Here is a 24,878-nt window from a genome sequence, read left to right on the forward strand (position 1 = left end):
GCCTGAGCCGGGGTTCTCTTATTTCAACCTGCAAAACGCGCAAAGGTTCAACCGTTCTGGCGGATACCTGCCACCAGCCAAGGCTGGTTGTCGCCCTGGGCGCGTTCCATGTTCCAGCTTTCGCTGAACGCTTCGCCCTGGTCGAAGCGAGAGTTCTTCGATACACCGCTGAAGGTCAGGGTAGCGATGGTCTTGTCGGCGCGATCATCGACGCCGTCCAGTTGTACCTGCAGGTTGTCGATGTAGGTGGACTGGAAGCCGTCACCCAGTTCCGCACGCTCGCGCTTGAGGAACTCCAGCAATTGCGGGGTCACGAACTCGGCGATCTTGTCCATTTCGTTCGCGTCCCAGTGTTGCTGCAGGGACTGGAAGTGGGTACGCGCGGCTTCGACGAAACGCTCTTCGTTGAACCAGGCCGGAGCGTTGATCACTGGACGGGCGGCCACCGGAGCGGCCGAGCCACCGAAGATGGAGCCGGCGGAAGGCTGCTGGTTGAATACTTCACGCTGCATCGGTGCATGGCCGGCCGGGGCGAATTGCTCCTGCTGCTTGCGACGACGGGCGGCAATGAAGCGGAAGACCAGGAAGGCGATGACCGCCATGATCAGGATGTCGAAGATCTGCATGCCCTGGAAGCCATCGCCCATGAACATGGAAGCGAGCAGACCGCCGGCCGCGATGCCGGCCAATGGGCCGAGCCAGCGCGAAGCACCGCTGGCCTTGGTGGCGGCGCCAGCGGCACCGGCCGCGCCTGCGGTGGCGGCAGTGGACCCGGCAGCAGAGGACGGCGCCATCTGGCTGGTCTGGTGAGTCGGGGCCGCGCCCGAGCTTTTACCACCGCCAAAACGCTTGGCGGCATTGGCGTCGATGGCCATCGTCAGGCCGATGCACAACGCCATGGCGATGCTAAGAAAACGTTTCATATAAAGGCATTCCCATTTGTGGATAGCACGCGCGCCATGTTGCACAGGTGAACTGTTGCTGGCTAGCGGCAGAGTGTTTCGGGCTTTTGCGTGACAGGTTAGGTTCAGCTTCAATCGCGCAAGAGGGCTTGTTCGCTTTGGGCTGTAGGAAAGAGGAACAAGTTCTATCGGAAATATTTTCCAGAAAACTGTAGGAGCGAGCTTGCTCGCGATAGCGGTGTCTCGGTCAGCATCCATATTGACTGACCGACGGCTATCGCGAGCCAGCTCGCTCCCACAGGGGCCTACACAACTCTCTAGATCGCTTCCAGCTTGGCGTACCCCAGCATCAGCCATTTGCTGCCTTCGCTGAAGTTCACCTGGACCCTGGCCTGGGCGCCGGCGCCTTCGAAATTGAGGATCACGCCGTCGCCGAATACCGAATGGCGCACGGTCTGGCCCAGGCTGAAGCCGGTCTCCGGGATATCGCTGCCGCCGAACAGGCTGCTGGTGCCTTGCGACTGGCTGCCACCGAATGGTCGACTGACACTGTTGGACAACCGGACTTCCTGGATCAGGCCCTTCGGTACTTCGCGTACGAAACGCGACACCTTGTTGTAGGTTTCGCTGCCGTACAGGCGTCGGGTTTCGGCGTAAGTCAGCACCAGGTTCTGCATGGCCCGGGTGATGCCCACGTAGGCCAGGCGCCGCTCTTCTTCCAGGCGCCCCGGTTCTTCCAGGCTCATTTTGTGCGGGAAGAGGCCTTCTTCCATGCCCACCAGAAAGACGTAGGGGAATTCCAGGCCCTTGGCGCTGTGCAAAGTCATCAGTTGGATGCTGTCTTCATGCTCGTCGGCCTGGGTATCGCCCGCCTCCAGGGAAGCATGGCCCAGGAAGGCCGACAACGGCGACAGGTCGGCGTCTTCTTCGGTGTTCTCGAAGTTGCGCGCGGCGCTGACCAGTTCCTCGAGGTTTTCCACCCGGGCCTGGCCTTTCTCGCCTTTTTCCGCCTCGTGGTAGGCAATCAGCCCGGACTGCTCGATAACGGTCTGGGTCATCAGGTGCAGCGGCATCTCTGCGCACTTGGCCGCCAGGTCGTCTATCAGCTCCATGAAGGCCTTCAGGGCGCCGGCGGCGCGGCCGGTCACGCCTTTGTTGGCCACCAGCTGGCGCATGGCTTCCCACATGGATACGTGGCTATGGCGGGCGTGTTCGCGAATCGCCTCGACGGTCTTTTCGCCGATGCCACGGGTCGGCACGTTGATCACCCGCTCCAGGGCGGCATCGTTGCCGCGGCCCTCCAGCAGGCGCAGGTAGGCCATGGCGTTCTTGATTTCGGCTCGTTCGAAGAAGCGTTGGCCGCCATAGATCCGGTAGGGGATCCGTTCGCGCAACAGGGCTTCTTCCAGGACCCGGGATTGGGCGTTGGAGCGATACAGGATGGCGATGTCGCTGCGGGAGAGGCCGGTCTTCAGCGCGCTCTGGATGGTTTCCACCACATAGCGGGCTTCATCGTGTTCGTTGAACGCGGCGTACAGGTTGATCGCTTCGCCTTCATTGCCGTCGGTCCACAGCTCCTTGCCCAGGCGCCCGGTATTGTGGGCGATCAGTGCGTTGGCAGCCTTGAGGATACCGGCGGTCGAGCGATAGTTCTGTTCGAGGCGGATGACCTCGGCGTCGGGGAAGTCCGCTGAATACTGGTGGATATTCTCGATCTTGGCGCCGCGCCAGCCATAGATCGACTGGTCGTCGTCGCCCACCACCATCAGGCTGTCGCCGCCCTTGGCCAGCAGGCGCAACCAGGCGTACTGCACGGCGTTGGTGTCCTGGAATTCGTCCACCAGGACATGCCTGAAGCGCTTCTGGTAATGCTCCAGCAGGCCCGGATGATCGCGCCACAGGTCCAGAGCCCGCAGCAGCAGCTCGGAAAAATCGATGACGCCGGCCCGTTGGCATGCCGCCTCGTAGGCTTCATAGATGCCGCGCATGGTCGCCAGGAACAGGTCGCCACTGGCCTGGATATGCTGTGGTCGCAGGCCTTCGTCTTTCTGACCGTTGATGAACCATTGGGCCTGGCGGGCGGGCCAGCGCTGTTCGTCCAGGCCCAGCTCGCGGATCACCCGCTTGACCAGCCGCTGCTGGTCGTCGCTGTCGAGGATCTGGAAGGTCTGGCTCAGGCCGGCTTCCTGCCAGTGCGCCCGCAGCAAGCGGTGCGCCAGGCCGTGGAACGTGCCGACCCACATGCCGGCCGGGTTGATGCCCATCAACTGCTCGATGCGATGACGCATCTCGGCAGCGGCCTTGTTGGTAAAGGTCACCGACAGGATCGAATGAGGCGAGGCGTTCTCGACCTGGATCAACCAGGCGATACGGTGCACCAGCACTCGGGTCTTGCCGGAGCCGGCACCGGCCAGGACCAACTGACGGCCCACGGAGGCGGCTACGGCCTGGCGTTGGGCGTCGTTGAGGGAGTTCAGCAGAAGGGAGAGATCATCGCGCATCGGGGCATTCTAGGGCGCGGCGTCACCCCGGGCAAACCAAGCTTTGCAGCAACCGATAAAAGACCGGTCGGGGATGACCGGTCAGTCATGGTGCAGGAGCGTTGCCAGGCCTCGTGCGCAGCGTTCGAGGAACGTCGCAATGGCGAATTTTTTGCGTATTTTTATGAGCCTCGGCAGTGTGGGATAAGCCCGGGCTTGTGTATGCTCGGTGCTCTTTCGGGTTCTCCGTGCCCCTGTGATAAGAACAAGAACAGTGCCTATGACCCTCAATTCCGATCTGGCGGGCCCTTGTGTGGAACCGCGGGTCATTCGCAAGCAGTACGCCACGGAGATGGCGGTAGAGCGTACACGGTTGCTGTACCAGGGCTCGCTGCTGCCAACCTTGTTCATGCTGGTCAACGGCCTGGTCTGCGCGGCGCTGTTGTGGGATCCGTCACGCTATGTCCTGGTCAGCGTCTGGCTGGTGTGGCTGTTGTCCCTGGTGGCGCTGAGGGTGATCCAGGTGGCTGCCTTCGATTCGGCGATCCCGGGCCGCCAGGCGCATCCCATCTGGCTGCGGATGTTTTTGCTGGGCTCGGCGATGACCGGCCTGACGCTGGCCATTGCCGGCATCGCCCTGGCCCCGACCGACAACTTCCAGCAACAGGCCTGGGTGTTCGGCCTGATCGGCGCGGCCACCCTGTCGGCCAGTGTCGCCTATGCGGTGAGCCTTCCCGCCTACCTGTCTTTTACCTTGCCCTGCCTGCTGCCGGCGATCGGTTTCCTGTTCTGGGGCGACGACCAGCAGCAGCACGGATGGGGCTGGCTCGGCCTGGCTGTTCTGGTATCGCTGAGCGTGGTGGCCTGGCAGGTCAATCGACTGATGCAGAACGGCATGCTGCGACGTTTCCAGAATCAGGCATTGATCGAACATCTGCAGCAGACACAGATTCGTAGCGCGCAGCTCAACGAGGCGTTGGCCAGGGAAGTCGAACAGCGTCGTCTCGCCGAAGAGCGGTTGCGCGCCGCCCAGGTTGGCCTCGAGGCGCGCGTGGCCCAGCGCAGCCTTGAACTGGAGGTGGCCAGCCAGGCCCTGAGCAAGAGCGAGGCGCGCCTGGCCTTGGCCCTCAAGGCGAGCGAGCTGGGGTTGTGGGACTGGAACCTGCAAACCGACGAAGTCCACCATACCCAGCTCAAGGAGTTGTTCGGGCTGGAGCGCGAATACGTCACGGCGATGCTCAGCCATCTCACGCCCCGCCTGCATCCACAAGATCTGCCAGCGCTCAAGCGAGCCCTGATCGAGCATCTGAAGGGCCGTAGCGAGGACTACCAGATCGAATATCGCATTCGCCACAGCGACGGGCACTGGGTGTGGATCGAAGACCGCGGGCGGGCCGTGGAACGCAGCGCCAGCGGCCGGGTGTTGCGGATGGTCGGCACTCGACGAAACATCAGCGCCAGCAAAGAGCTGGAACAGCAGCGGCAATTGGCTGCTACGGTGTTCGAGGCCGCCAGCGAAGGCATCGTGATTTTCGATCCCAACTACGCACTGCTGGCCGCCAACCAGGCATTCACCCGGGTCACCGGGTTCAATATCGATGACATGCTGGGTTGCAACGTGGTGGATCTTCCGTGCAGTCGGGACGCCCGGCGGCACTATCCGGTCATTCGCCAGGCCCTCAAGGCGCACGGCACCTGGCAGGGCGAACTGGTCGAGGCTCGGGCCAACGGCGAGCTGTACCCGCAATGGCTGCAACTGAACGTCGTGCGCGATGTACGAGGAAATGTCAGTCATATTGTGGGCTTCTTCGCCGATCTTTCGGCGAGGCGCGAATCCGAGGAGCGGATGCGCTACCTCACCCACTATGATGAACTGACGGGGCTGGCGAACCGGTCGCTGTTCCGCGAGCGGTTGCATGAAGCCCACCAGCGTGTGCGACAGGGAGGGCGGCGCAGCCTTGCATTGCTGCATATCGACCTGGATCGCTTCAAGTTGCTCAACGACAGCCTGGGGCATGACATTGCCGACCAGTTGCTACAGAAAATGGCCCGGCGCCTGATCAACGCGTTGCCCGAGGCCGACACCATCGCCCGACTGTCCGGCGATGAGTTCGGGGTGCTGTTCGATGCCTACGGCAATCTTTCCAGCCTGGCCCGGGTGGCGACCCGCCTGTCCGCCAAGTTGCGCCTGCCGCTGACCATCGAAGGCCATGAGCTGGTGGTCAGCGCCTCCATCGGCATCAGCCTGCTACCCGATAACGCGCGTGAAGTCGCCACCCTGGTCAGCCAGGCAAACATGGCCATGCAACATGCCAAACACCTGGGAGGCAACAACTTCCAGTTTTTCACCGACAGCCTCCAAGCCAGTACGCTGGAGCGGCTGCAGCTGGAAAACCAACTGCGCAAGGCCCTGGAAGAACAGCAATTGAAGGTGTTCTACCAACCCAAGCTGTGCCTGGCGACCGGTCGTCTGAACGCCGCCGAAGCCTTGGTGCGCTGGGATCATCCGACCATGGGCCGGGTACCGCCGGGGGAGTTCATCGGCCTGGCCGAAGAGACCGGGTTGATCGGGCCGATTGGCGAGTTCGTGTTGCGCCAGGCCTGCTGGCAGGCGTGCGAATGGCAGCGCCAGGGGCTTTCGCCTATCAGGGTCTCGGTCAATCTGTCGGTGCATCAGTTGCGCCAGGGCAAGTTGGTCAGCCTCGTGCGGCAAGTGCTGGAAGAAACCGGCCTGGCTCCTCATTGCCTGGAATTGGAACTGACCGAGAGCCAGTTGCTCGACAGCGTCGAACACATCATCGCCACCTTCCAGCAACTGCGAGACCTGGGGGTCAAGCTGGCGATCGACGATTTCGGCACCGGCTATTCCTCGCTGAGCTACCTCAAGCGTATTCCGGTGGATTACGTGAAGATCGACCAGGCGTTCATCCGTGGGCTGGAAGAGGGCGGCGAGGATGCTGCGATCACCCGGGCGATCATCGCCATGGCCCATGGCCTGTCGCTCAAGGTGGTGGCCGAGGGTGTCGAGCACCAGGGCCAGCTGGCGTTCCTGAAGGCTGAACAGTGCGATGAAGTGCAGGGCTACCTCATCAGTCGTCCGCTCGAGTCCCAAGGCCTGGCCGCGTTGTTGCGCGACAAGCCGGGCGATTCATGGCTCACCTCTGCTACATGACGCGCATGCGGCATGGAATCGGGCGATCGAGTTACGTATCGGGCGGGCAAAAAGGCAATTCATGTAGTATAACTACAAGCTTGGCTACATCACTGCTGCATCCGGCATCTGCCAATAACGCCGCCAATAACAAGAGTCCAGTCCCTTGAACCTGTTGCAACACATCGCCCAGTCACGCCACCTGCTGCGCAAATCGGAACTGAAAGTCGCCGATCACGTACTGCTCGATCCTGCGGCCGTGATGCACAGCTCCATGGCTGACCTTGCCCACAGCGTCGGCATCAGCGAGCCGACCATCGTGCGGTTCTGCCGCGCCATCGGTTGCTCGGGTTTCCAGGACTTGAAGCTCAAGCTGGCGCAAAGCCTGGCGGCCGGCGCAAGCTTCGGTCAGTTTGCGATCCATGAGGACGACTCGGTTGCCGACTACAGCCTGAAGATCTTCGACACCACCTTGCATACGCTGATGGAGGTTCGCGAGAAGCTCGACCCGGTGGCCTTGCAAAAAGCCGTGACGGCCATGTCCCAGGCCCAGCGCGTCGAATTCTATGGCTTCGGCGCTTCGGGTGCCGTGGCGGCCGATGCCCAACACAAGTTTTTCCGCCTGCTGCTCACTGCGGCAGCCTATTCCGACCCGCACATGCAGGCGATGTCGGCGGTCACGTTGAAACCCACCGATGTGGCGATCTGCATTTCTCAGTCGGGGCGCTCCAAGGACCTGCTGATCACCGCCAACCTGGTGCGCGAAAGCGGCGCCTCGCTGATCACCCTGTGCCCGAGCCAGACGCCATTGGCCGAGCTCTCGACCGTGAACCTGGCCATCGACGTGCACGAAGACACTGAAATCTACACACCGCTGACCTCGCGTATCGCGCACCTGGTGGTCATCGATGTGCTGGCGATGGGGGTTGCCATGGCGCGCGGCCCGAGCCTGGTCAACCACCTCAAGAGCGTCAAGCGCAGCCTTCGCAGCCTGCGGCTGTCGCCCAAGTCGGTCAAGGCACTGGACGACTGAGCCAATCATCAAGGCAAGCGCCGTTGTGGCGAGGGGACAAGTCTCCTCGCCACAGGCTCAACCCTCCCCAAGATCCCATCGCTCGAATTCATCGTTCTGTAACCCACGCGCCGCCAAAACGTCATCCCAAGCCTTCATCTTGAAACTCCCGTATACGTCTTGGGAGTCTCGACATGACCCAGTCCTACGAAGAACGCAGCGCCGTCAAAACCCGTCGCCAGCAGGAAGACCAACGCCGCATGGCGTTCCGTCGTGCGATCGAAGACCGCTTCGAACAGCGCCAGCTCCTGGCCGAAATCAGCGAATTTCCTGACGCGACAGAATTCAACTACTGGCAGGCAACGCCGGTGGCTTCCCGTCGAAACGCTCAACCAGGCCAATGATCTGGGCGCGCTCACCGCGAACGAACGCCAGGAAGGCGTGGGCCACCGGTGACAAACGCTTCGCCCTGGCCTGCACCAGGCACCAGCTTCGGTAGAGCGGCAACTCTTCCACCGGCAGCTCGATGAGTGCGCCGGACGACAATTCCCGGCTCACGGCGTGGCGCGTCAACAACGCCACGCCCAGCCCCGCCACTACGCATTCGCGTTGGGCTTCGGCCGAGGCCACTTCCAGCGTCTGGGTGAAATGCACCCGCTTTTCCTTGAAATATTCCTCGCAGGCCAGCCGCGTTCCCGACCCGGGTTCGCGCAGCAACAGTGTGTAGGGCTCCAGGTCCTGCAGGCGCAATGCCCCCATGTGACACAGTGGGTGATCCGGCGGCGCCACGGCCACAATCGGATTATTGAGAAACGGCAGGAACTCAAGCCCCATGTCCTGGGGCACCATGGACATGATCACCAGGTCATCGCGGTTGTCCGAAAGCCGCCGGATCACTTGTCCGCGATTGACCACAGTAAGGTTCAGGTTGACCTCCGGATGCTGGCGCTTGAACGCGGCGAACAGGTGCGGCACGAAATATTTCGCGCTGGATTCCACCGCCAGTTTCAATTGCCCCTGCAGCGAGCCCTGCATGTCCGAAAGCTGCATATCGAGGTTCTCCAGGCGCCCGAAGATATCCCGGCTGGCGCGTTGGAGGGCTTCGGCGGCTTCGGTCATGTAGAGTTTTTTCCCGACATACTCGAACAACGGCTGGCCAATCAGCTCTTCAAGGGATCGAATCTGTAGGCTAACGGCTGGTTGCGTGAGAGACATTTCCTCGGCAGCACGGCTGTAGGACCTCAGGTCGCACACTTCATTGAAAATTTGCAGTTGACGCAAAGTCATACGCATCAATGACTTACGCATTTTTCACTCACCTTGGTCCGATCCCGACAACGCAACTATAAGTCTTGGCTTATGCGTGACCCAATAAATATTCATTTTTGTTAATCCCCGCCCGGTACTAGTGTGGAGCTGCGACCAATTGTTACATCTGGTCACGCGTCGGCCTGAACGTCCAGGCCGTGGTATCACCGGCTCAAGGGAACCTCCAATTGATAACAAAGATCCTGATCGCCAACCGCGGTGAGATTGCCGTCCGAATCGTGCGCGCCTGCGCCGAGATGGGCATTCGCTCGGTCGCGGTCTACTCCGACGCGGACCGCCATGCCTTGCATGTCAAGCGCGCGGACGAGGCCCACAGCATCGGCGCCGATCCGCTGGCCGGTTATCTCAACCCGCGCAAGCTGGTGAACCTCGCCGTGGAGACCGGCTGCGATGCCTTGCATCCCGGTTATGGCTTCCTTTCGGAAAACGCCGAACTGGCGGATATCTGCGCCGAACGCGGTATCAAGTTCATTGGTCCGGCAGCTGAAGTCATTCGACGCATGGGCGACAAGACCGAAGCGCGTCGCAGCATGATCAAGGCCGGCGTGCCGGTTACCCCAGGCACCGAGGGCAACGTTTCGGGTATCGAGGAGGCGTTGGCCGAGGGCGACCGGATCGGATACCCGGTGATGCTCAAGGCAACGTCCGGCGGCGGTGGCCGCGGTATTCGTCGTTGCAACAGCCGCGAAGAACTCGAACAGGCCTTCCCTCGCGTTATCTCCGAAGCCACCAAGGCGTTCGGTTCGGCGGAAGTGTTCCTGGAAAAATGCATCGTCAACCCCAAGCACATCGAAGCGCAGATCCTGGGGGACAGTTTCGGCAACGTGGTGCATCTGTTCGAGCGGGACTGCTCGATCCAGCGTCGCAACCAGAAGCTGATCGAAATCGCTCCCAGCCCACAGCTGACGCCCGAGCAGCGTGCCTACATCGGCGATCTGTCGGTGCGTGCCGCCAAGGCCGTGGGCTATGAAAACGCTGGCACCGTGGAGTTCCTGCTCGCCGAGGGCGAGGTGTACTTCATGGAAATGAACACCCGGGTTCAGGTGGAGCACACCATCACCGAAGAAATCACCGGGATCGATATTGTCCGCGAGCAGATTCGCATCGCCTCCGGCCTACCGCTGTCGGTCAAGCAGGAAGACATCCAGCACCGTGGATTCGCCCTGCAGTTCCGGATCAACGCCGAGGACCCGAAGAACAATTTCCTGCCCAGCTTCGGCAAGATCACTCGTTATTACGCGCCTGGCGGTCCCGGCGTGCGTACCGACACGGCGATCTACACCGGCTACACCATTCCGCCGTTCTACGATTCGATGTGCCTGAAACTGGTGGTCTGGGCGTTGACCTGGGAAGAAGCCATGGACCGTGGCCTGCGGGCCCTGGACGACATGCGCCTGCAAGGGGTCAAGACCACCGCGGCGTATTACCAGGAAATCCTGCGCAACCCCGAATTCCGTAGCGGTCAGTTCAATACCAGCTTCGTCGAAAGCCATCCTGAATTGACCAACTACTCGATCAAGCGCAAACCCGAAGAGCTGGCCCTGGCCATCGCTGCCGCCATTGCCGCCCACGCAGGCCTGTAAGGAATCATGACAATGCCCAAGAAGATCCACGTAACCGACACTATCCTGCGCGACGCTCACCAATCGCTGCTTGCCACCCGCATGCGCACCGAAGACATGCTGCCTATCTGCGACAAGCTCGACAAAGTCGGCTATTGGTCGCTGGAAGTCTGGGGCGGCGCGACCTTCGATGCCTGCGTGCGTTTCCTGAAGGAAGATCCGTGGGAGCGCCTGCGCCAACTGCGTGCCGCACTGCCCAACACTCGCCTGCAAATGCTGCTGCGCGGCCAGAACCTGCTGGGTTATCGCCATTACAGCGACGACGTGGTCAAGGCGTTCGTGGCCAAGGCCGCCGTCAACGGCATCGACGTATTCCGGATTTTCGACGCGATGAACGACGTGCGTAACCTGCGCGTCGCCATCGAGGCCGTGAAGGCCGCCGGCAAGCATGCCCAGGGCACCATCGCCTACACCACCAGCCCGGTGCATACCATCGAGGCGTTCGTGGCCCAGGCCAAGCAGATGGAAGCCATGGGTTGCGATTCGGTGGCGATCAAGGACATGGCCGGTTTGCTGACCCCGTACGCCACAGGCGAGTTGGTCAAGGCGTTGAAGGCCGAGCAATCGCTGCCGGTATTCATCCACTCCCACGACACCGCCGGCCTGGCCGCGATGTGCCAGCTCAAGGCCGTCGAGAACGGCGCCGATCACATCGACACCGCCATTTCCAGCTTCGCCTGGGGCACCAGCCATCCAGGTACGGAATCGATGGTCGCGGCTCTCAAGGGCAGCGAGTTCGACACCGGCCTGGACCTGGAACTGCTGCAGGAAATCGGTCTGTATTTCTATGCCGTGCGCAAGAAATACCATCAGTTCGAAAGTGAATTCACGGCGGTGGACACCCGTGTCCAGGTCAACCAGGTGCCCGGCGGGATGATTTCCAACCTGGCCAACCAGTTGAAAGAGCAGGGCGCGCTGAACCGCATGAACGAAGTGCTGGCGGAAATCCCGCGAGTACGCGAAGACCTCGGCTTCCCGCCGCTGGTGACTCCGACCTCGCAGATCGTCGGCACCCAGGCGTTCTTCAACGTACTGGCCGGTGAGCGCTACAAGACCATCACCAACGAAGTGAAGCTCTACCTGCAAGGCGGTTACGGCAAGGCGCCGGGCCAGGTGAACGAAAAACTGCGTCGCCAGGCCATTGGCAGCGAAGAGGTGATCGACGTGCGTCCGGCCGATCTGCTCAAGCCGGAAATGACCAAGTTGCGTGGCGAGATCGGCGCGTTGGCCAAGTCCGAAGAGGACGTGCTGACCTACGCCATGTTCCCGGACATCGGTCGCAAGTTCCTCGAAGAGCGCGAAGCCGGCACCCTGACGCCAGAGGTGTTGCTGCCGATCCCTGAGGCGGGCGGCGTGAGCGCGGCGGCGGGTGAGGGTGTGCCAACGGAATTCGTCATTGACGTCCACGGCGAAACCTACCGCGTCGACATCACCGGCGTGGGCGTCAAGGCCGAAGGCAAGCGTCACTTCTACCTGTCCATCGACGGTATGCCGGAAGAGGTCGTGTTCGAGCCCCTCAATGAATTCGTCGGCGGTGGCAGCAGCAAGCGCAAGCAAGCCACTGCGCCGGGCCACGTCAGCACCACCATGCCGGGCAACATCGTCGACGTGCTGGTCAAGGAAGGCGACGTAGTGAAGGCCGGTCAGGCCGTGCTGATCACCGAAGCCATGAAGATGGAGACCGAAGTGCAGGCCGCCATCGCCGGCAAGGTCACGGCCATTCATGTGGCCAAGGGCGACCGGGTCAATCCGGGCGAGATCCTGATCGAGATCGAAGGCTGAGCGAACAGCCTCGATACAACCGTTTAACCTCGGGGGGGCATGTGCTCCCCTTTTTTTTCGAAAGCCAGGTCACCGGGAGGGTGAAGCCAATTCGCCAAGGCGATGGTGCGACCGACATGCGTGCAGGCGGCTCCACCGCTGTTGCGAGCAGGCCTTTCTCACAGGAAGGCACCGAGGCGATCAGAACATCATTCGCCACTGCCCCATCAAGGCGTGACTGCGGTTGTCGTTGCCCGTTTCACCGCTGTAACCCAATCCCAACGTGTGGCGTGGCGAAACAGCCAGGTCCAGCCCGGCTTCCACCAACAGGCTGTCCCGGTCCAGGTCGGATCCTTGCACCGTATAGGTTCTGCCTCCCTTCACCAGGCTCTGGCGGGCGCTGCCTCTGACATCGCCGTAGAGGTGTCTCCAGCCGACATTCAAGCGAGGGGTCAATTGCGTGCCCTGGTCAAAAGCCAAGGCCGTGGCGAGGCGCAGGCCCAGGGTACTGCTGTAATGGTCCTCGGTCTGGCGATCGACCCTCAGCGCCGAGTCGCCGCCCTTTTCCGTGTAGCGGTCGCGTTGATAGCGCTGATAATCCAGCTGGGCATAGGGTTCAAGATCGTAACGGCCGAGGTCGAAGCGATAGCCGAGTTGCCCGAAGACCTGTTGCGTGCTGGCATCGTAGCGGCCCTTGAGATGATCGTTGAAACCATTGAACACCACATGGCGCTTGGTGCTGCCGTCATGATCGCCATGAACGGCGCCCAGGCGCAGTGCCATCGGTCCGTCCTGGCGCCAGGCGTAAGCGCCCAGGTACCAACTGTCGAGGCCTGCGTCGAGTCGGTGACCGTCCAGCTGTGTCCGGGTCTCGCTGCCCATCATGCCCAGGCGCCATTCAGGGCTGATCGCCCAATCGGTCCCCAGCATCAGGCCCTTTGTGGAATGCTTCAGCGCATCGCTCCCCAATTGCCTGCCGATCGTGCCGCCATGGCCGATGGCCTGGATCCAGACCTGACCGTCGACAGGCCGCTGGCCCATGGCGGACAGCATCCCGGCGCTGATTGGCGCGATGCTGTTCAACGTGGCATTGGCCAGGTTAGCGGTAGTCTGGCCGGCCAGTTGCTCGATGGCATCGGCCGCCACGATTCTGTTGCTTCCCAGCAGCGCGTTGACCGCGGCGTTGGGTGTTCTGGCCGGTGGGGTGACTCGTAGCGCAGCGGCGGGTTTGGAAGGCATGGTGGGCGCATTCGGCTTGGTGGCAACCGCTTTGGCGAGGGCGGGTGTCTCCACGGGCTTGGGCTGTGGTGGCTCGACCGGTTGTGGTTCTTCGATGCTGGCCGCCAATTGCTTCCCGTTGTCGGAAGTTGCGGCGGTCTCGAGGGGGGTGTCGTTGCGGACGTAGGTCAGGCCAACCTGAGTGTCGGTGTAATGCGCAGTGGCCGTCATGAATGGGAGGTTGTCGATGACCGTACCAAACTCACCCACGACGTTGCCCGCACGAATGACGGTATGTTCACTGGAGGAAAGGCTGTCGGCCGGTACGGCGACGATTGTCAGGGTCGAATCATTCAGCGTCGCGGTGCCTTCGACCTGGATCGAGGCACTGCCTCCATTGGCGTCGATGCCATAGACCAGCTCGGCGCTTCTCGACAGTTCGAGATTGCCCGTAATCGAGGGGGCGCCGACATCCGGGCCTACCTCCCACCGTCCCGCCATTGTCAGGAAATCCACGGTTCCGTTGCCGCTGAAACTGGCCGCTTCATGTACATGTATTCCGCCATGCGCGGTGCCTGAATGGGTCATGCGCCCCCCTGGCTCGACCATCACGCCATTGGCCACGGCGCCCTTGTTATCGAATGCACCGAGCACCCCGATCCGTCCGTCGATATGTCCGGTATTGACCAGCGTGGCTTGAGGCTCCACCACACCCCAGCCGGCGAAACGAGCGGTGTGTTCCCATTCGCCCTGGGAGACCTGCAAGGCCTCGAAATTACGGGTCTCCCCCAGGACGGGATGCTTGGCCAGGTCCAGTCGCAGCATGTTGGTTCCGCCGCCGCCATCCATGGAACCGGGGAACTTCGCGTTTGCGCTGACAATCACCAGGTCGTTCTTGCCTGTCCATTTCGCGTTGCCTTTGCGGGGGACGTTGGCGTTTTGTTTCCTGGTGTCGGCCGCTTCGGCGAAGGCCTCCAGGCGTTGCTGTTGCTCGGCGGTCGTGGGGATATGAGCCGGTTGCTGAGCCATCGAAACATTGGCGCAACCCAGGGCCAGGGCAATTGCCAGGGCCAGGCGTCGGGGAAGATATGAGTGTTGGATAGGCATCGAGTACGGCCTCTCAAGGGTGGAGGCCACACTTTAAAAATTCCAACCTGGCCGCGATGCCGGGCGGATTCCCCGGCTTTGGCGGGAGAGAGCAGATCGAACATGTAGGCTGGTCGGGTCGTGCTCAGGTTATCCGCCGCGTTGCCTTCCACGGCTTGTGGCGTTGCCCTACAGTTTCCTCGGACCTGTGCGTTAGACCGTCCAAGAGCCTTTAGCTGCGTTTGAGATACGCCTTCCCATAATGCCGCTCCATCCGCGCCTGGATCAGTTCCAACGCAATGGACATCAACCAATAGATAATCGCCGCCGTCGTCAGCATCTCGATATAGCGATAGCTGGAACGACCATAGGACTGTGCCAGGAACATGACTTCCCAGACCCCCATCACCGAGATCAGGGATGAATCCTTGAGCATGGAGATGAACTGGTTGGTGGTGGGCGGGATGATGGTGCGCATGGCCTGGGGCAGGGTGACCCGCCAGAAGATCACGGTTTCGCCCATGCCCAGGGCCAGCGAGGCTTCGCGCTGACCATGAGGAACGCCGAGGATGCCGGCGCGGAAGATTTCGCTCAGGTAGGCGCCGTAGTTCAGCGACAGGGCGATCACCCCGGCGGCGATGGCACCCGGCACCACGCCCAATTGGGGCAGGCCGAGGTAGATCAACAGGATCTGGATCAGCAGGGGGGTGCCGCGGAAGAACGATGCGTAGAAGCTGGCGATGCCGAACGCCACGGCGCTGCTGGACAACCTTGCCAGGGCCGCGGCGAAGCCCAGCAAGGACGAAGCGACGATCGAACACAGGCACAGGAACAGGGTCAGCGCCGCGCCTTGCAGGAAGCCGTTGGGCGCCAGATGCAGGCCGATCAGGTTCGGCAGCTTGTCCAGGATGATGGAGAACTTCAGGTCGAAGGTCAGGAAAAAGCTCGCGAACAGCACCAGCATGGCTGCCCAGGTCAGGTACAGCCGTGTGCGGAAACCGAAGATTTTCTTCAGGCGCGACTCAGCCACCGGTTGCGGTGGCTGAGAAGAGGGCGGGAAAGAGGTCATTGGGTGATGTCGGCGCCAATCCATTTCTGCGAGAGTCTGCTCAAGGTGCCGTCCTGTTTCAACTGCGCGAAAACCTCACGCACCTTGCTGTTCCACTGGGCATCGCCCTTTTCGATGGCCACCGAATTCGGCTCGGAATACAGCGGTGCGCCCGCCAGCTTGAAACGTTTGTCTTCGGTCAGGCGCGGCTGGGCGGTCACCAGGTTGGTCAGCACGGCATCCAGCCGTACCCCGGCGCCCAGGCCCAGGTCTTGGAACGCCACGTTGTCGGTGTCGTACGGGGCGATCTGCACGTCGTCGAAGGGATAGCTCAATTGGGTGTCTTCGGCGCCTTCGATCACCAGGTTCTTGTTCAGGTAACTTTCATAGCTGGAGGCGCTGGTCAGACCGACTTTCTTGCCGCTCAGGTCCTTGGCGCCCTGGATGCTGTCGTCCTTGGCATTGACCACGATAACCGCGGGCGAGGCGTAATACTGCACCGGGAAATCGAACACCTCGGCGCGGGCCTTGCTCGGGGTCATGGAGCAGATGCAGATGTCGTAGCGTCCGCTCCAGTGGCCGGCGGCGATCACGTCCCAGGAAGGCGTTTCCAGGCGCAGCTTCACGCCCAGTTTCTGCGCCACGGCCTTGGCCACGTCCACGTCGAACCCGTCGAGCTGGTTCTGGTCGTTCAGAAACGAGAAGGGCGGGTAGCTTTCCATCAGGACGCCGACCAGTTCTTTCTTCTGTTCGATGCGATCGAGCGTGGCTCCGGCGAGCGCTTGCGACGAAGCGGCCAGCAGAATAAGGCCCAGGGCCAGCAATGGTTGTCGTTTCATGTGGAGTCCCTGGTAGAAAAAAGTTGTGACAAATCGAAGAGTGCGTATTAAATAGTTATAAGAACGACTCCGGTAGTTAGTTATTTTCATAAGCTTATGAGTGAATCGAATATGGGCGCAGCAACCACAGTCATTCTCGACGGCGGCATGGGCCGCGAATTGCAACGTCGTGGCGCACCGTTCCGGCAGCCCGAATGGTCGGCGCTGGCCCTGAGCGAAGCGCCCGAGGCGGTGGAAGCGGTGCACGCGGCCTATATCGCCAGCGGCGCGGACGTCATCACCAGCAACAGCTACGCGGTGGTGCCGTTTCATATTGGCGAGGCGCGTTTCGCCGCCGAGGGCCAGGCACTGGCGGCGCTGGCCGGGGAACTGGCGCGGCGGGCGGTGCAGGCTTCCGGCAAAGCGGTACGGGTGGCCGGTTCATTGCCGCCGCTGTTCGGTTCCTACCGCCCCGACCTGTTCGACGCCTCGCGCGCCACTGAACTGCTCGCGCCTCTGGTGGCCGGCCTGGCCCCGCATGTCGATCTATGGCTGGCTGAAACCCAGAGCTCGACGGTCGAAGCCAAGGCGATCCATGCCGGCCTGCCCCAGGACGGCAAGCCGTTCTGGCTGTCGTTTACCTTGAAGGATGAGGACACCGACGAAGTGCCGCGCCTGCGCTCCGGCGAACCGGTGGCGGACGCGGCGGCGGTCGCGGCCGAGCTGGGCGTCGAGACACTGCTGTTCAACTGCAGCCAGCCGGAAGTGATCGGCGCGGCCATTGATGCGGCGCGAGACACCTTCGAGCGTCTGGGGGTGAAGATCCACATCGGTGCCTACGCCAACGCCTTCCCGCCGCAACCGAAGGAAGCGACGGCCAACGACGGGCTGGATCCGCTGCGCGACGACCTCGATCCGCCCGGTTATCTGCGGTGGGCGGCCGATTGGCAGAAGCGCGGCGCCAGCCACCTGGGCGGTTGCTGCGGCATCGGCCCGGAACACATCGCGGTGTTGGCGCAGAAGCTGGCCTGATCCCTTCAAGCAGATATGGCGGCTTACATTTTCCCGCCGCCGCGATACATATGTATGTCATCGCCGATCGGACGAGGCGATAGGTTCCCGGTTCCTCAACAACAACCGGGACCTATCCTTGAAACCCATCAGCCTGCTACCCAACGGTATTCGATTTCAGCCGCATAAATTCGCCGATCAATGGCTCGGCCAATGGGGCCTGACTGGCGACGCGCAGGTTCAAGTCACTTATCAGGAAGTGGTGACCGTCGATTCGGCCGCCGAACGGAGAACCGCATCGGTTCCGTTGCGGGACGCTGTCACACAAGGCTTTCTGGCCGCCCATCAAAGCAGGCCTTCTTCCTCCGCCTTCTCGCCCCGCGAGGGTTGGGTCTATCCCCATCGCAGTCATATGGCTGTGGATTTCTCCTCGCTGCGGGCCAACGGCAAAGCCCTTTCGCAGGAAGTCCTGCAGCAGTTGCGGGCCGGCATCGCGCCCGGTTACCAAGGCATCGGACAGCCCGTCATTACAGAGGTGGATGCCGAGGGCAATCTGCTCGGCGCCCGTGAAAAGGAGCAACTGCGCCAACTGGGGTTGCTGGATGCCAACCAGGTGCAACTGGCCCGGTTGTTCGCCGCGCTTCCAACGTTCGATACGGTGCTCAAAAGCCTGCTGGTGGGCAGGTTCGAGGCCAGTTTCCCCCAAGGGAAATTCCGTGCTTCGGTGCTCGAGCAGATGGACCCGGATCACTGCTACGTGAATCATTTCGCCGTCGACTCGATGGGCAAGCGTTCATTGACGTCTTCCCAGTGTTTCACCGACGTCATGCTGGAGTGCCTGGCATCGGATACGCCACCCACCTACACCGTCGGCAGCGTGGGATTCTTTACCCGCCCCAATACGCTGGAAGAGACTGACAGCCTGTTCGTCAGCCCGCTGGACCGCAAGACCGCAGCGACCCTGGAGTCGGTTTTCTATATCGCCCAACCTGTTGCCAACGAAAGCCTCAAGCGCCAGTTCCTCGACGAGCTTGTCGCGTTTCGCGTGAACAAAAACGTAGCACGCGCCCTCGATACGCCCAGCCCATCCACGGCGCAAGCGGCGCTGGCGTATTTCCTGGGGCGGCGCTTCCTGTATCTGTTCGATCTGTACAAGGCGGATCGGGACCCGGCCGTTGCACTGACCCAGGATGAGCGGAACCTGCGCAACGACGAAGACCGGCTGTTGGACATCATCACGACCCATCCCCGCATGTCAGACAGGAACCGCCTGTTGCGCTCGCCCATTCCCCATGCCTATGCCGTCATGCTCGACATGGGGGCCGCGACGCCACGCAAATGGCCGGCGGCAATGGTCATCAAACGGGCCGACCAGCCTTTCCTGTTCCTCTATTCGCTGGAAGGGGGGATACGCAAATTCCGCTCCTTCCAGGAACTGGTCCAAAAGACAAACCCTGTCTTAGAAGGGCTGGAACGCAAGATCCGGGATATCTCCACCGAGTTGTCCGGCCACGTGTTCGAAACAGCGGCAGATGACTTGCTGCGCTTGCAAAGCGCCGCGTTGGAGGCATTCCTGAATGCCCCGGCAAACGAAACGCTCGCCTTGCCCGCCTTCGCCCTGGGTGTCGACGATGCGCTCGAGCTTGCGATGTTGTCCCTTGCCGGGCCCTTGGCTGCCCGCCAGGAGGCACTGGTGGAAGACAATCGCCCCGACTTCTTCAAAGCGGCGAGTGCTTCCCAGCGATCCCATTACCGCAGTCTGGAGCTGCGGGTACTGGAAGCCTCCCATGCGCTGGCGGGCAGCGATATCAAGACCTTGCTGCCGTTCACTCGCCAGAAGATCAGGCAGTACCTGCAGGCCACCGTGCATCCGGACATCGATCCCGATCCGGACCAGTCCATGGTCACATTCTTCTATGGAGCAAGGGCCAACCCGAGGCAGTCCCGTGTCACCAGCCTGACCCAGTTGCTATTGGATAACCTGCGGCCGTCCCAGTACCCGAACGCCATGAGGGAAGTGCTCAGTGTCTACATTGTCGATCCGGACGGCGTGCGCATCCGGAACCCGGCCAACGGTTATTTCGTCACGATGAGCGGGCGCGAACTGGCCAGGATGGTGACGAGCATCGATGCCGGTGGAAGTTATGAAGCCATGCTCAGGGAAGAAATGAATAAACCGGCCTACAAGAAGGCCTGGCAGACCGCGTATCTGGCGAATCTGAAATTCAAGGGGCAGGAGGCGTCGCTCAAGGGCGACGTGGTGTTCAAGACCCGGGTGGTCGATCAGGCGTTCAACCCACCGAAAACGACGAAACAACTCGCCCTCTGGCTGGATGCCGTCCTGCGCTCGCCATCGGCCGAGGCGCGCGCTCCGGTCATGGGGCGCAGGGTGCATGTCTATGGGCTGGTCCTGGGGGGCAGCATGGCCGCCGGCGATCGGCATGCCCATATGGGCAATGGGAACAGCATCAACGGAGTGCTGGTGTTTTCCGATCAGGAAGGGCCCGTTATCAAGGGCACCGTGGGCGTTTATTTCCCCGACAGTCCCGAGGGCGAGGATTTCCATGAGTTCGCCGATCTGAGCGATGGGGTTGCCGAGCTGTTGCCGCGAGAGGACTGGCAAGCCTATTTCCGCTCGCGCATCTCCACGAACGACCCGGCGCAGATAAAGCGGACCCTGGGCCAGCAGGGCGGACGGCCGCTGATCCGCGGCGCGTTGATCGCCGGCGATCTGCTTGAAGTGCTCCATCGGGCCCACGTGAATTTCCACAGTGCCCATGCCGATCACCGCTCCAACAGTAACCGCAATGTCCGTCATCAAACCTATGGCAGGCTCGGGCAGATGGTGATCGAGATCGTCATGGAACTGGCCGGTATGTTCCTGGCGCCGGGTTTCCAGATGCTCAAGAGCGCCATCAAGACCGGCTTGCTGGTGTACCGGACCGGGGCGATCCCGTTGAACCTCAAGACCCTGGCGCTGGTGCATGCCGTGGCGAACCATGGCGGATGGCGCCTGACCCGAGCCTCGGCGGTGTCCACCCGGGGGCAGTCCTTTTTCCGGGCGGTGACCGCGCATCAGGGCCAGGATGAAGCCTTGGCCGGGCTGCCCCTGGACGCAGCGATCTATGGTCCTTACGCCGTGACGGATGCATCGGTGATACGCGGCCTGACCGCCGATGCCCGGGGCTTCTACCGTGCCACGATCAGCAATGCCGCCACCGGCAGTGTGACAGCGCGCCCCGTGTACGTGCGACAGCCCGACGGCACGGTCTTCCGGGTGCATGATCACACCAGGCTGGATGCGACCGAAGCCACCCTGGTCAACCCGATGACGGGTCTGGACATCCGCTCCAGCGGGGTGATGCGCAGCAGCGTGTCGCGGATGGCCGATGGCGAGTGGCGGGCCGTGGGCTTTGGTCGCGGCGGCGGTAAACGGCCGGGCGATCCGGCTCCCCAGCCGGGCCCCTCGAAACCCAAGAAAGTGGCCTTCTCGTCTACTGCCCTGGCCGCACGGATCCGTACCCCCGGCACCTGGAACAACCAGCTGATGGACCTGATTCCGTCCATCATGACGCGGCTGCCAAGCTGGCCGCAAAACCGGAGCCTGCTGATCGTCAATCGGCAGGTGCCTGAACAGATCTGGTCGGTGCGCTTCAGCCCCGGGCGGGATGAAACCATCTATCCGATGGAAAACCATCCCGATGCAACGGACACGGATATCGTCTTGACCCGCCTGACCCAGCACCATTACAGCCTGGAGCTGAGCGGTGAGGTCGTGGAGATCCCCGCCGATGGCGATTGCTTCTTCAATGCCGTCACCCGAGGGCTGAACGAAGGGCAGGCCCAGCCTGCATTCTCGATGCAGGGCTTGCGAAACGAAGTGGCAGACTATGTCGACAGTCACCCGCATATCGAGCAATACGTGGCACCGCCGCCCAGCCGGGCTCAGGAGGCGCTCTTCGAGAATGCGTCTTCGCTGGACAACCTGATGGGCCATGCGGCCATGCTCGACCTCACCCGTATCGTCTATGGCGCGCCCAACCCGTATCGCCTGTTCGAGCCGACCTTGCGTTACCTGGAACTGCACGCGAACAGTTCAGTGCGCACCGCGATCACTGCGACTCCTGCGTCCAGGTTGCCGACGGAAATTCTCCAGCAGGTCGGGCGCCTATTGTCGCAACGGCCTGCCGCGAGATTGGCGCCCAGTATCAACGCGCCGTATTCCGGGCAGGAAAGACAAGCCATGCAGCAACTGTTCGAGGACCTTCTGATAGGGCCTGTGGAGCCTCAGCTTGTCCAGCGACTGCTTGATGACCGGTACCTCCTGATGTCCAACGACGTGGCGCATATCATGCTGGAGTATGGTGTCACTGCCAGGCAGTTGATCGATCATCACCCGAACAACAGTTCGGCTTATGTCTTGTATGAGGACGCGCTGCACGGCCGTCTCGGCGAGGATCAGCTTGAAGCGCTGCTCGATGGGGCCTACCTGGTCGACAGTGATGATCTGGATGATGCCAAGGCCCTATTGGTGGCCGATGGCGGCAGCTACGTCGACGACACTTCGCAGCTGTTCGATCATTTCATCTACACGGACAAGGCCGACCGGACCGTCGATCTGTTCAAGACTGCCCTGCTTCGCTTCCCGGTCTTGCTGAGGCGGGCGAATCTTCTCCTCAGGTCGCCCATCATTTCCCACAACCTGGGGGGCCTGCTGCGGGTGAGCGAAGTGGCCAGGTGGATAAGAAACCCTGCCTTGTCCGACCTGCGGTTCCAGCTCCTCGCCGAGTATGCCAGTACCCGCTACACCGAGTTGCAGCGCACGAGGAACATTGATGTCGATTGGATGCAGCTGTTCGACGACCGCAACCTGCAGAACATCGTCACGCATCAAGAGGCATTGGCGGATTTCCTGACGTTCCTGGGGGGCGCCTGGGGGAATATCATGGACAACGACATACCGGCTATGGCCAAGCTGTTCAGCTTTGCGGGGCAGCCTCCGTCCAACGACAGGGTCGCCTTGTTGTTCAATACCCCGAATCTCTGGAGCTCCCTGCAGAAACTCCGTCAGGAGTATGCCAGCCAGATCTGGGCCGACCTGGTCGGGCCGCATTTCAATGATGCCACTCTGCGCCGGGCGCTTGCCCAGCCCAGGGCACTGAATTCCGAGCTGCATCTTGCCCTTGCCTTGAGAAGCAGCCTTGCCCCGGACGAATTCCGCGCGAATCAGATTATCCAGCGGCTGCTGTCCATCGGCCAGCGTCGGGCCCAGCAGTACCTCTACAACTTTGATTTCCCGACCGATCGCCTGGGCCATAGTCGCCTGGATTTTGCCGTGTATGTGGAAAGCCACCTGACCATCCCGGACTGGGCCTGGCAGTACGCAAGACGCGGGGTTACCGCCGATTCGCTCAAGCAGATCGGCGAGGTGAAGCCCAAGCCTGAGTGAATCATGTATTCACCGCCAATCCCTGTGGGAGCGGGCTTGCCCGCGAAAGTGTCGGATCAGCCTGCATCGGTGCTGAATGGATCGACGTCTCGCGGGCAAGCCCGCTCCCACGTTGGGTCCTTGGCGTTCACAAATGCTGCGCCCGGCACTGCGCCAAGCTGCGCACCTGCCCACCCTCGTGCAGGTTCTCCTCGCTCAACCAACGCTCGAACCCCGCGCCAATTGCGGGCCATTCCGAGTCGAGCATCGAGTACCAGGCCGTATCGCGGTTCTGTCCCTTGACCACCATGTGCTGGCGGAACACCCCTTCGAAGGTGAAGCCCAGCCGTTCGGCGGCGTACCTGGAGCGGGCGTTGGCGTTGTTGCATTTCCATTCCAGCCGACGATAACCCAGGGCAAATGCCTCCTTCGCCAGCAGGTAGACCGCCTCGGTACTCTTCGGCGAGCGTTGCATCGACGCGCCGAAGGTCACGTGGCCGATCTCGATGCGGCCCTGGGCCGGAACGATGGACATCAGGCTGAGAATGCCTTGCACGTCGCCACTGGCACGGTCGATCACGGTGAAGAAGTACGGATCGATGTTGCTGGCATGATTCTCTAGCCAGGCATCGAAAGCCTTGCGCTCCGTGAAAGGGCCGTAAGGCAGGTAGTCCCAGAGTTTCGGGTCGGCCCCGGGGCCTTCCAGGGTTTGCCACAGGCCATCGGCATGACGCGCCGGGTCAAGTTTTTCCAGGCGGATGAAACGTCCTTCGATCAACTGGGTGAACGGTGCCGGGACACCTTTCCAGTCGGCGAGTGAAATCGGCATGCGGTGCTCCTCAAAGGGCTTTGCGAAATTGGATGAAGCCTGGGCGTTCGGCGACGCGCTCATACAGCCGGATCGCTGTCGCGTTGGTTTCGTGGGTCAGCCAATGCACCTTGCAGCAACCGTCGGCCTTCGCCGTGGCGTAGACGAACTCGATGAGTTGCCGACCGACCCCGGTGCCCCGGCACTGCTGCGTGACGAGCAGGTCTTGCAGGTAGCAGGAGTTTTCGATGCTCCAGTTCGAACGATGGTAGATGAAGTGCACCAGGCCCACCGCCGTGTCGCCGTCCCAGGCGAGCGCGCCATGGGTCGGCTCGCGGTTGTCGAGCAGCCGCTGCCAGGTACTTTCGCTTACCGCCTCCGGCAGTTTGGTGTCGTAGAACCGCAGGTAGGCCTGCCACAACGGCAGCCACGCGGCATGATCGTCAGCGGTGACGAGGCGGATCCTGGTTTGGCTCATGTTCACTCCTCGGTTGTTGGAGCAGGCATCAGGCGCGAGAGCGCCTGGTCCTGAGGATCTGGGCTGGCGGCGAGCCCGTTGCGTACCCCGGCGACATCGGCGAGGCCGCGGTTCTGGCTGAGCTTGCGTTTACCTTCCAGGCGCTGGATCGGCAGGGCGAAGCCGACGATTGCCTTGAGCATGCCGTCGATGTACTCAGGCGGTGCGTCATCGACTGTCCATGGCTGGGCGCGACCGCTTTCGTGGCGGTCGGTGAGGGCGCTCACCAGGTTGCGCAGGCGATGGGCGTCGGTGAAGACTTCGGCGCTGCCGTAGGCATGTACGGCCAGGTAGTTCCAGGTCGGCACGACTTTGCCGTGCTCGGCTTTGCCGGGGTAGAAAGCGGGGCTGACGTAGGCATCGCCACCGGCGAAAACCACCAGCGCCTCGGCACCGGCCTGCAGATCGCGCCACTGTGGGTTGGCCCGGGCCAGGTGCCCGTACAGGGTGCCATGGGGGCCTTGTCGTGGCTCCAGCAACAGGGGCAGGTGACTGGCCTGCAGGCCGTGCTCCCCCTGGGTGATCAAGACGGCCAGGCGGCAGTCGTCGATCATCTGCTGGAGCTGGGGCAGGTCTTGCACGGCAAAGGCTTTAGGGTTGTACATGACATTTTCCTTGGCGAATGCCCACATCCTAGGCAGGCTATTGGTCTGTTGTAAGAGCCACTTTCAACCAATTCAGTAGGAC

16 protein-coding genes are annotated in these 24,878 nt (G+C 61.9%); 7 read left to right on the top strand and 9 right to left on the bottom strand.

The genetic code is table 11. The features are described from left to right. Positions 1-47: 47 nt before the first annotated feature. Complete coding sequence (locus BW992_RS07430) at positions 48-923, bottom strand: Tim44 domain-containing protein (protein WP_072397321.1); 876 nt, start codon at positions 921-923, stop codon at positions 48-50. A gap of 296 nt (positions 924-1,219) precedes the next feature. Next, positions 1,220-3,403: a DNA helicase II gene (gene uvrD / locus BW992_RS07435; RefSeq protein WP_072397314.1), complete on the bottom strand. Its 2,184-nt coding sequence runs from the start codon at positions 3,401-3,403 to the stop codon at positions 1,220-1,222. Between the two features lie 259 nt (positions 3,404-3,662). Here uvrD and BW992_RS07440 point away from each other — a divergent pair, with 259 nt between their 5' ends. The 3 genes from BW992_RS07440 to BW992_RS07450 all read left to right on the top strand — a co-directional run bounded on the left by BW992_RS07440 (position 3,663) and on the right by BW992_RS07450 (position 7,949). Continuing rightward, positions 3,663-6,554, top strand: coding sequence for a putative bifunctional diguanylate cyclase/phosphodiesterase (locus BW992_RS07440; protein WP_072397312.1), 2,892 nt, complete (start codon positions 3,663-3,665; stop codon positions 6,552-6,554). 145 nt (positions 6,555-6,699) lie between these two features. After that, positions 6,700-7,566 carry a transcriptional regulator HexR gene (gene hexR / locus BW992_RS07445; protein ID WP_003187110.1) on the top strand — a complete coding sequence of 289 codons (867 nt, stop codon included), beginning with the start codon at positions 6,700-6,702 and terminating at the stop codon, positions 7,564-7,566. A gap of 173 nt (positions 7,567-7,739) precedes the next feature. After that, positions 7,740-7,949: a PA3496 family putative envelope integrity protein gene (locus tag BW992_RS07450; RefSeq protein WP_072397311.1), complete on the top strand. Its 210-nt coding sequence runs from the start codon at positions 7,740-7,742 to the stop codon at positions 7,947-7,949. Here BW992_RS07450 and BW992_RS07455 read toward each other — a convergent pair. Further along, positions 7,891-8,853: a LysR family transcriptional regulator gene (locus tag BW992_RS07455; RefSeq protein WP_072397309.1), complete on the bottom strand. Its 963-nt coding sequence runs from the start codon at positions 8,851-8,853 to the stop codon at positions 7,891-7,893. The two genes, BW992_RS07450 and BW992_RS07455, sit on opposite strands and share 59 nt — an antisense overlap. Before the next feature lie 188 nt (positions 8,854-9,041). On the opposite strand from BW992_RS07455, the gene BW992_RS07460 reads away from it, so the two are divergent. Together BW992_RS07460 and oadA are read left to right on the top strand one after the other, a co-directional pair. Continuing rightward, on the top strand, positions 9,042-10,457 hold the full coding sequence (locus tag BW992_RS07460) for an acetyl-CoA carboxylase biotin carboxylase subunit (RefSeq protein WP_053149054.1): 1,416 nt from the start codon (positions 9,042-9,044) through the stop codon (positions 10,455-10,457). A 12-nt stretch (positions 10,458-10,469) separates the two neighbouring features. Beyond that, complete coding sequence (gene oadA / locus BW992_RS07465; RefSeq protein WP_072397305.1) at positions 10,470-12,278, top strand: sodium-extruding oxaloacetate decarboxylase subunit alpha; 1,809 nt, start codon at positions 10,470-10,472, stop codon at positions 12,276-12,278. A gap of 180 nt (positions 12,279-12,458) precedes the next feature. Here the strand turns inward: oadA and BW992_RS07470 are convergent, their stop codons facing one another. The 3 genes from BW992_RS07470 to BW992_RS07480 all read right to left on the bottom strand — a co-directional run bounded on the left by BW992_RS07470 (position 12,459) and on the right by BW992_RS07480 (position 16,448). Continuing rightward, the gene (locus BW992_RS07470) at positions 12,459-14,582 is read right to left on the bottom strand and encodes an autotransporter outer membrane beta-barrel domain-containing protein (RefSeq protein ID WP_076405903.1); all 2,124 of its coding nucleotides are present in this window, start codon (positions 14,580-14,582) and stop codon (positions 12,459-12,461) included. Positions 14,583-14,793: 211 nt separating this feature from the next. After that, the gene (locus BW992_RS07475; RefSeq protein WP_072397296.1) at positions 14,794-15,630 is read right to left on the bottom strand and encodes an amino acid ABC transporter permease; all 837 of its coding nucleotides are present in this window, start codon (positions 15,628-15,630) and stop codon (positions 14,794-14,796) included. Further along, positions 15,627-16,448 carry an ABC transporter substrate-binding protein gene (locus BW992_RS07480; RefSeq protein ID WP_072397295.1) on the bottom strand — a complete coding sequence of 274 codons (822 nt, stop codon included), beginning with the start codon at positions 16,446-16,448 and terminating at the stop codon, positions 15,627-15,629. Before BW992_RS07480 ends, BW992_RS07475 begins: the two co-directional genes overlap by 4 nt. 111 nt (positions 16,449-16,559) lie before the next feature. Here BW992_RS07480 and BW992_RS07485 point away from each other — a divergent pair, with 111 nt between their 5' ends. Both BW992_RS07485 and BW992_RS07490 read left to right on the top strand, forming a co-directional pair. After that, positions 16,560-17,459 (top strand): homocysteine S-methyltransferase family protein, encoded by a 900-nt coding sequence (locus tag BW992_RS07485; RefSeq protein WP_072397294.1) that lies wholly within the window; start codon positions 16,560-16,562, stop codon positions 17,457-17,459. Positions 17,460-17,577: 118 nt separating this feature from the next. Continuing rightward, the gene (locus BW992_RS07490; protein ID WP_305955630.1) at positions 17,578-22,887 is read left to right on the top strand and encodes an OTU domain-containing protein; all 5,310 of its coding nucleotides are present in this window, start codon (positions 17,578-17,580) and stop codon (positions 22,885-22,887) included. Between the two features lie 127 nt (positions 22,888-23,014). On the opposite strand, the gene BW992_RS07495 is transcribed toward BW992_RS07490, so the two are convergent. Genes BW992_RS07495 through BW992_RS07505 form a run of 3 tightly spaced genes read right to left on the bottom strand, consistent with a single transcriptional unit; the run spans position 23,015 to position 24,796 of the window. Further along, complete coding sequence (locus BW992_RS07495) at positions 23,015-23,695, bottom strand: GNAT family N-acetyltransferase (RefSeq protein WP_076405905.1); 681 nt, start codon at positions 23,693-23,695, stop codon at positions 23,015-23,017. A 10-nt stretch (positions 23,696-23,705) separates the two neighbouring features. Beyond that, positions 23,706-24,152: a GNAT family N-acetyltransferase gene (locus tag BW992_RS07500; protein ID WP_072397290.1), complete on the bottom strand. Its 447-nt coding sequence runs from the start codon at positions 24,150-24,152 to the stop codon at positions 23,706-23,708. Between the two features lie 2 nt (positions 24,153-24,154). Continuing rightward, on the bottom strand, positions 24,155-24,796 hold the full coding sequence (locus tag BW992_RS07505) for an FMN-binding negative transcriptional regulator (protein ID WP_072459035.1): 642 nt from the start codon (positions 24,794-24,796) through the stop codon (positions 24,155-24,157). Between the last annotated feature and the right edge of the window lie 82 nt (positions 24,797-24,878).

Source organism: Pseudomonas sp. 7SR1 (assembly GCF_900156465.1).
GTDB lineage: Bacteria > Pseudomonadota > Gammaproteobacteria > Pseudomonadales > Pseudomonadaceae > Aquipseudomonas.

Excerpts from the sequence above, each read along its gene's own strand:
- BW992_RS07470 (WP_076405903.1), bottom strand. The coding sequence starts at position 14,582 with ATGCCTATCCAACACTCATATCTTCCCCGACGCCTGGCCCTGGCAATT.
- BW992_RS07475 (WP_072397296.1), bottom strand. The coding sequence starts at position 15,630 with ATGACCTCTTTCCCGCCCTCTTCTCAGCCACCGCAACCGGTGGCTGAG.
- oadA (WP_072397305.1), top strand. The coding sequence starts at position 10,470 with ATGCCCAAGAAGATCCACGTAACCGACACTATCCTGCGCGACGCTCAC.
- BW992_RS07440 (WP_072397312.1), top strand. The coding sequence starts at position 3,663 with ATGACCCTCAATTCCGATCTGGCGGGCCCTTGTGTGGAACCGCGGGTC.
- BW992_RS07485 (WP_072397294.1), top strand. The coding sequence starts at position 16,560 with ATGGGCGCAGCAACCACAGTCATTCTCGACGGCGGCATGGGCCGCGAA.
- BW992_RS07505 (WP_072459035.1), bottom strand. The coding sequence starts at position 24,796 with ATGTACAACCCTAAAGCCTTTGCCGTGCAAGACCTGCCCCAGCTCCAG.
- BW992_RS07455 (WP_072397309.1), bottom strand. The coding sequence starts at position 8,853 with ATGCGTAAGTCATTGATGCGTATGACTTTGCGTCAACTGCAAATTTTC.
- BW992_RS07500 (WP_072397290.1), bottom strand. The coding sequence starts at position 24,152 with ATGAGCCAAACCAGGATCCGCCTCGTCACCGCTGACGATCATGCCGCG.
- BW992_RS07430 (WP_072397321.1), bottom strand. The coding sequence starts at position 923 with ATGAAACGTTTTCTTAGCATCGCCATGGCGTTGTGCATCGGCCTGACG.
- BW992_RS07480 (WP_072397295.1), bottom strand. The coding sequence starts at position 16,448 with ATGAAACGACAACCATTGCTGGCCCTGGGCCTTATTCTGCTGGCCGCT.
- uvrD (WP_072397314.1), bottom strand. The coding sequence starts at position 3,403 with ATGCGCGATGATCTCTCCCTTCTGCTGAACTCCCTCAACGACGCCCAA.
- BW992_RS07495 (WP_076405905.1), bottom strand. The coding sequence starts at position 23,695 with ATGCCGATTTCACTCGCCGACTGGAAAGGTGTCCCGGCACCGTTCACC.
- BW992_RS07450 (WP_072397311.1), top strand. The coding sequence starts at position 7,740 with ATGACCCAGTCCTACGAAGAACGCAGCGCCGTCAAAACCCGTCGCCAG.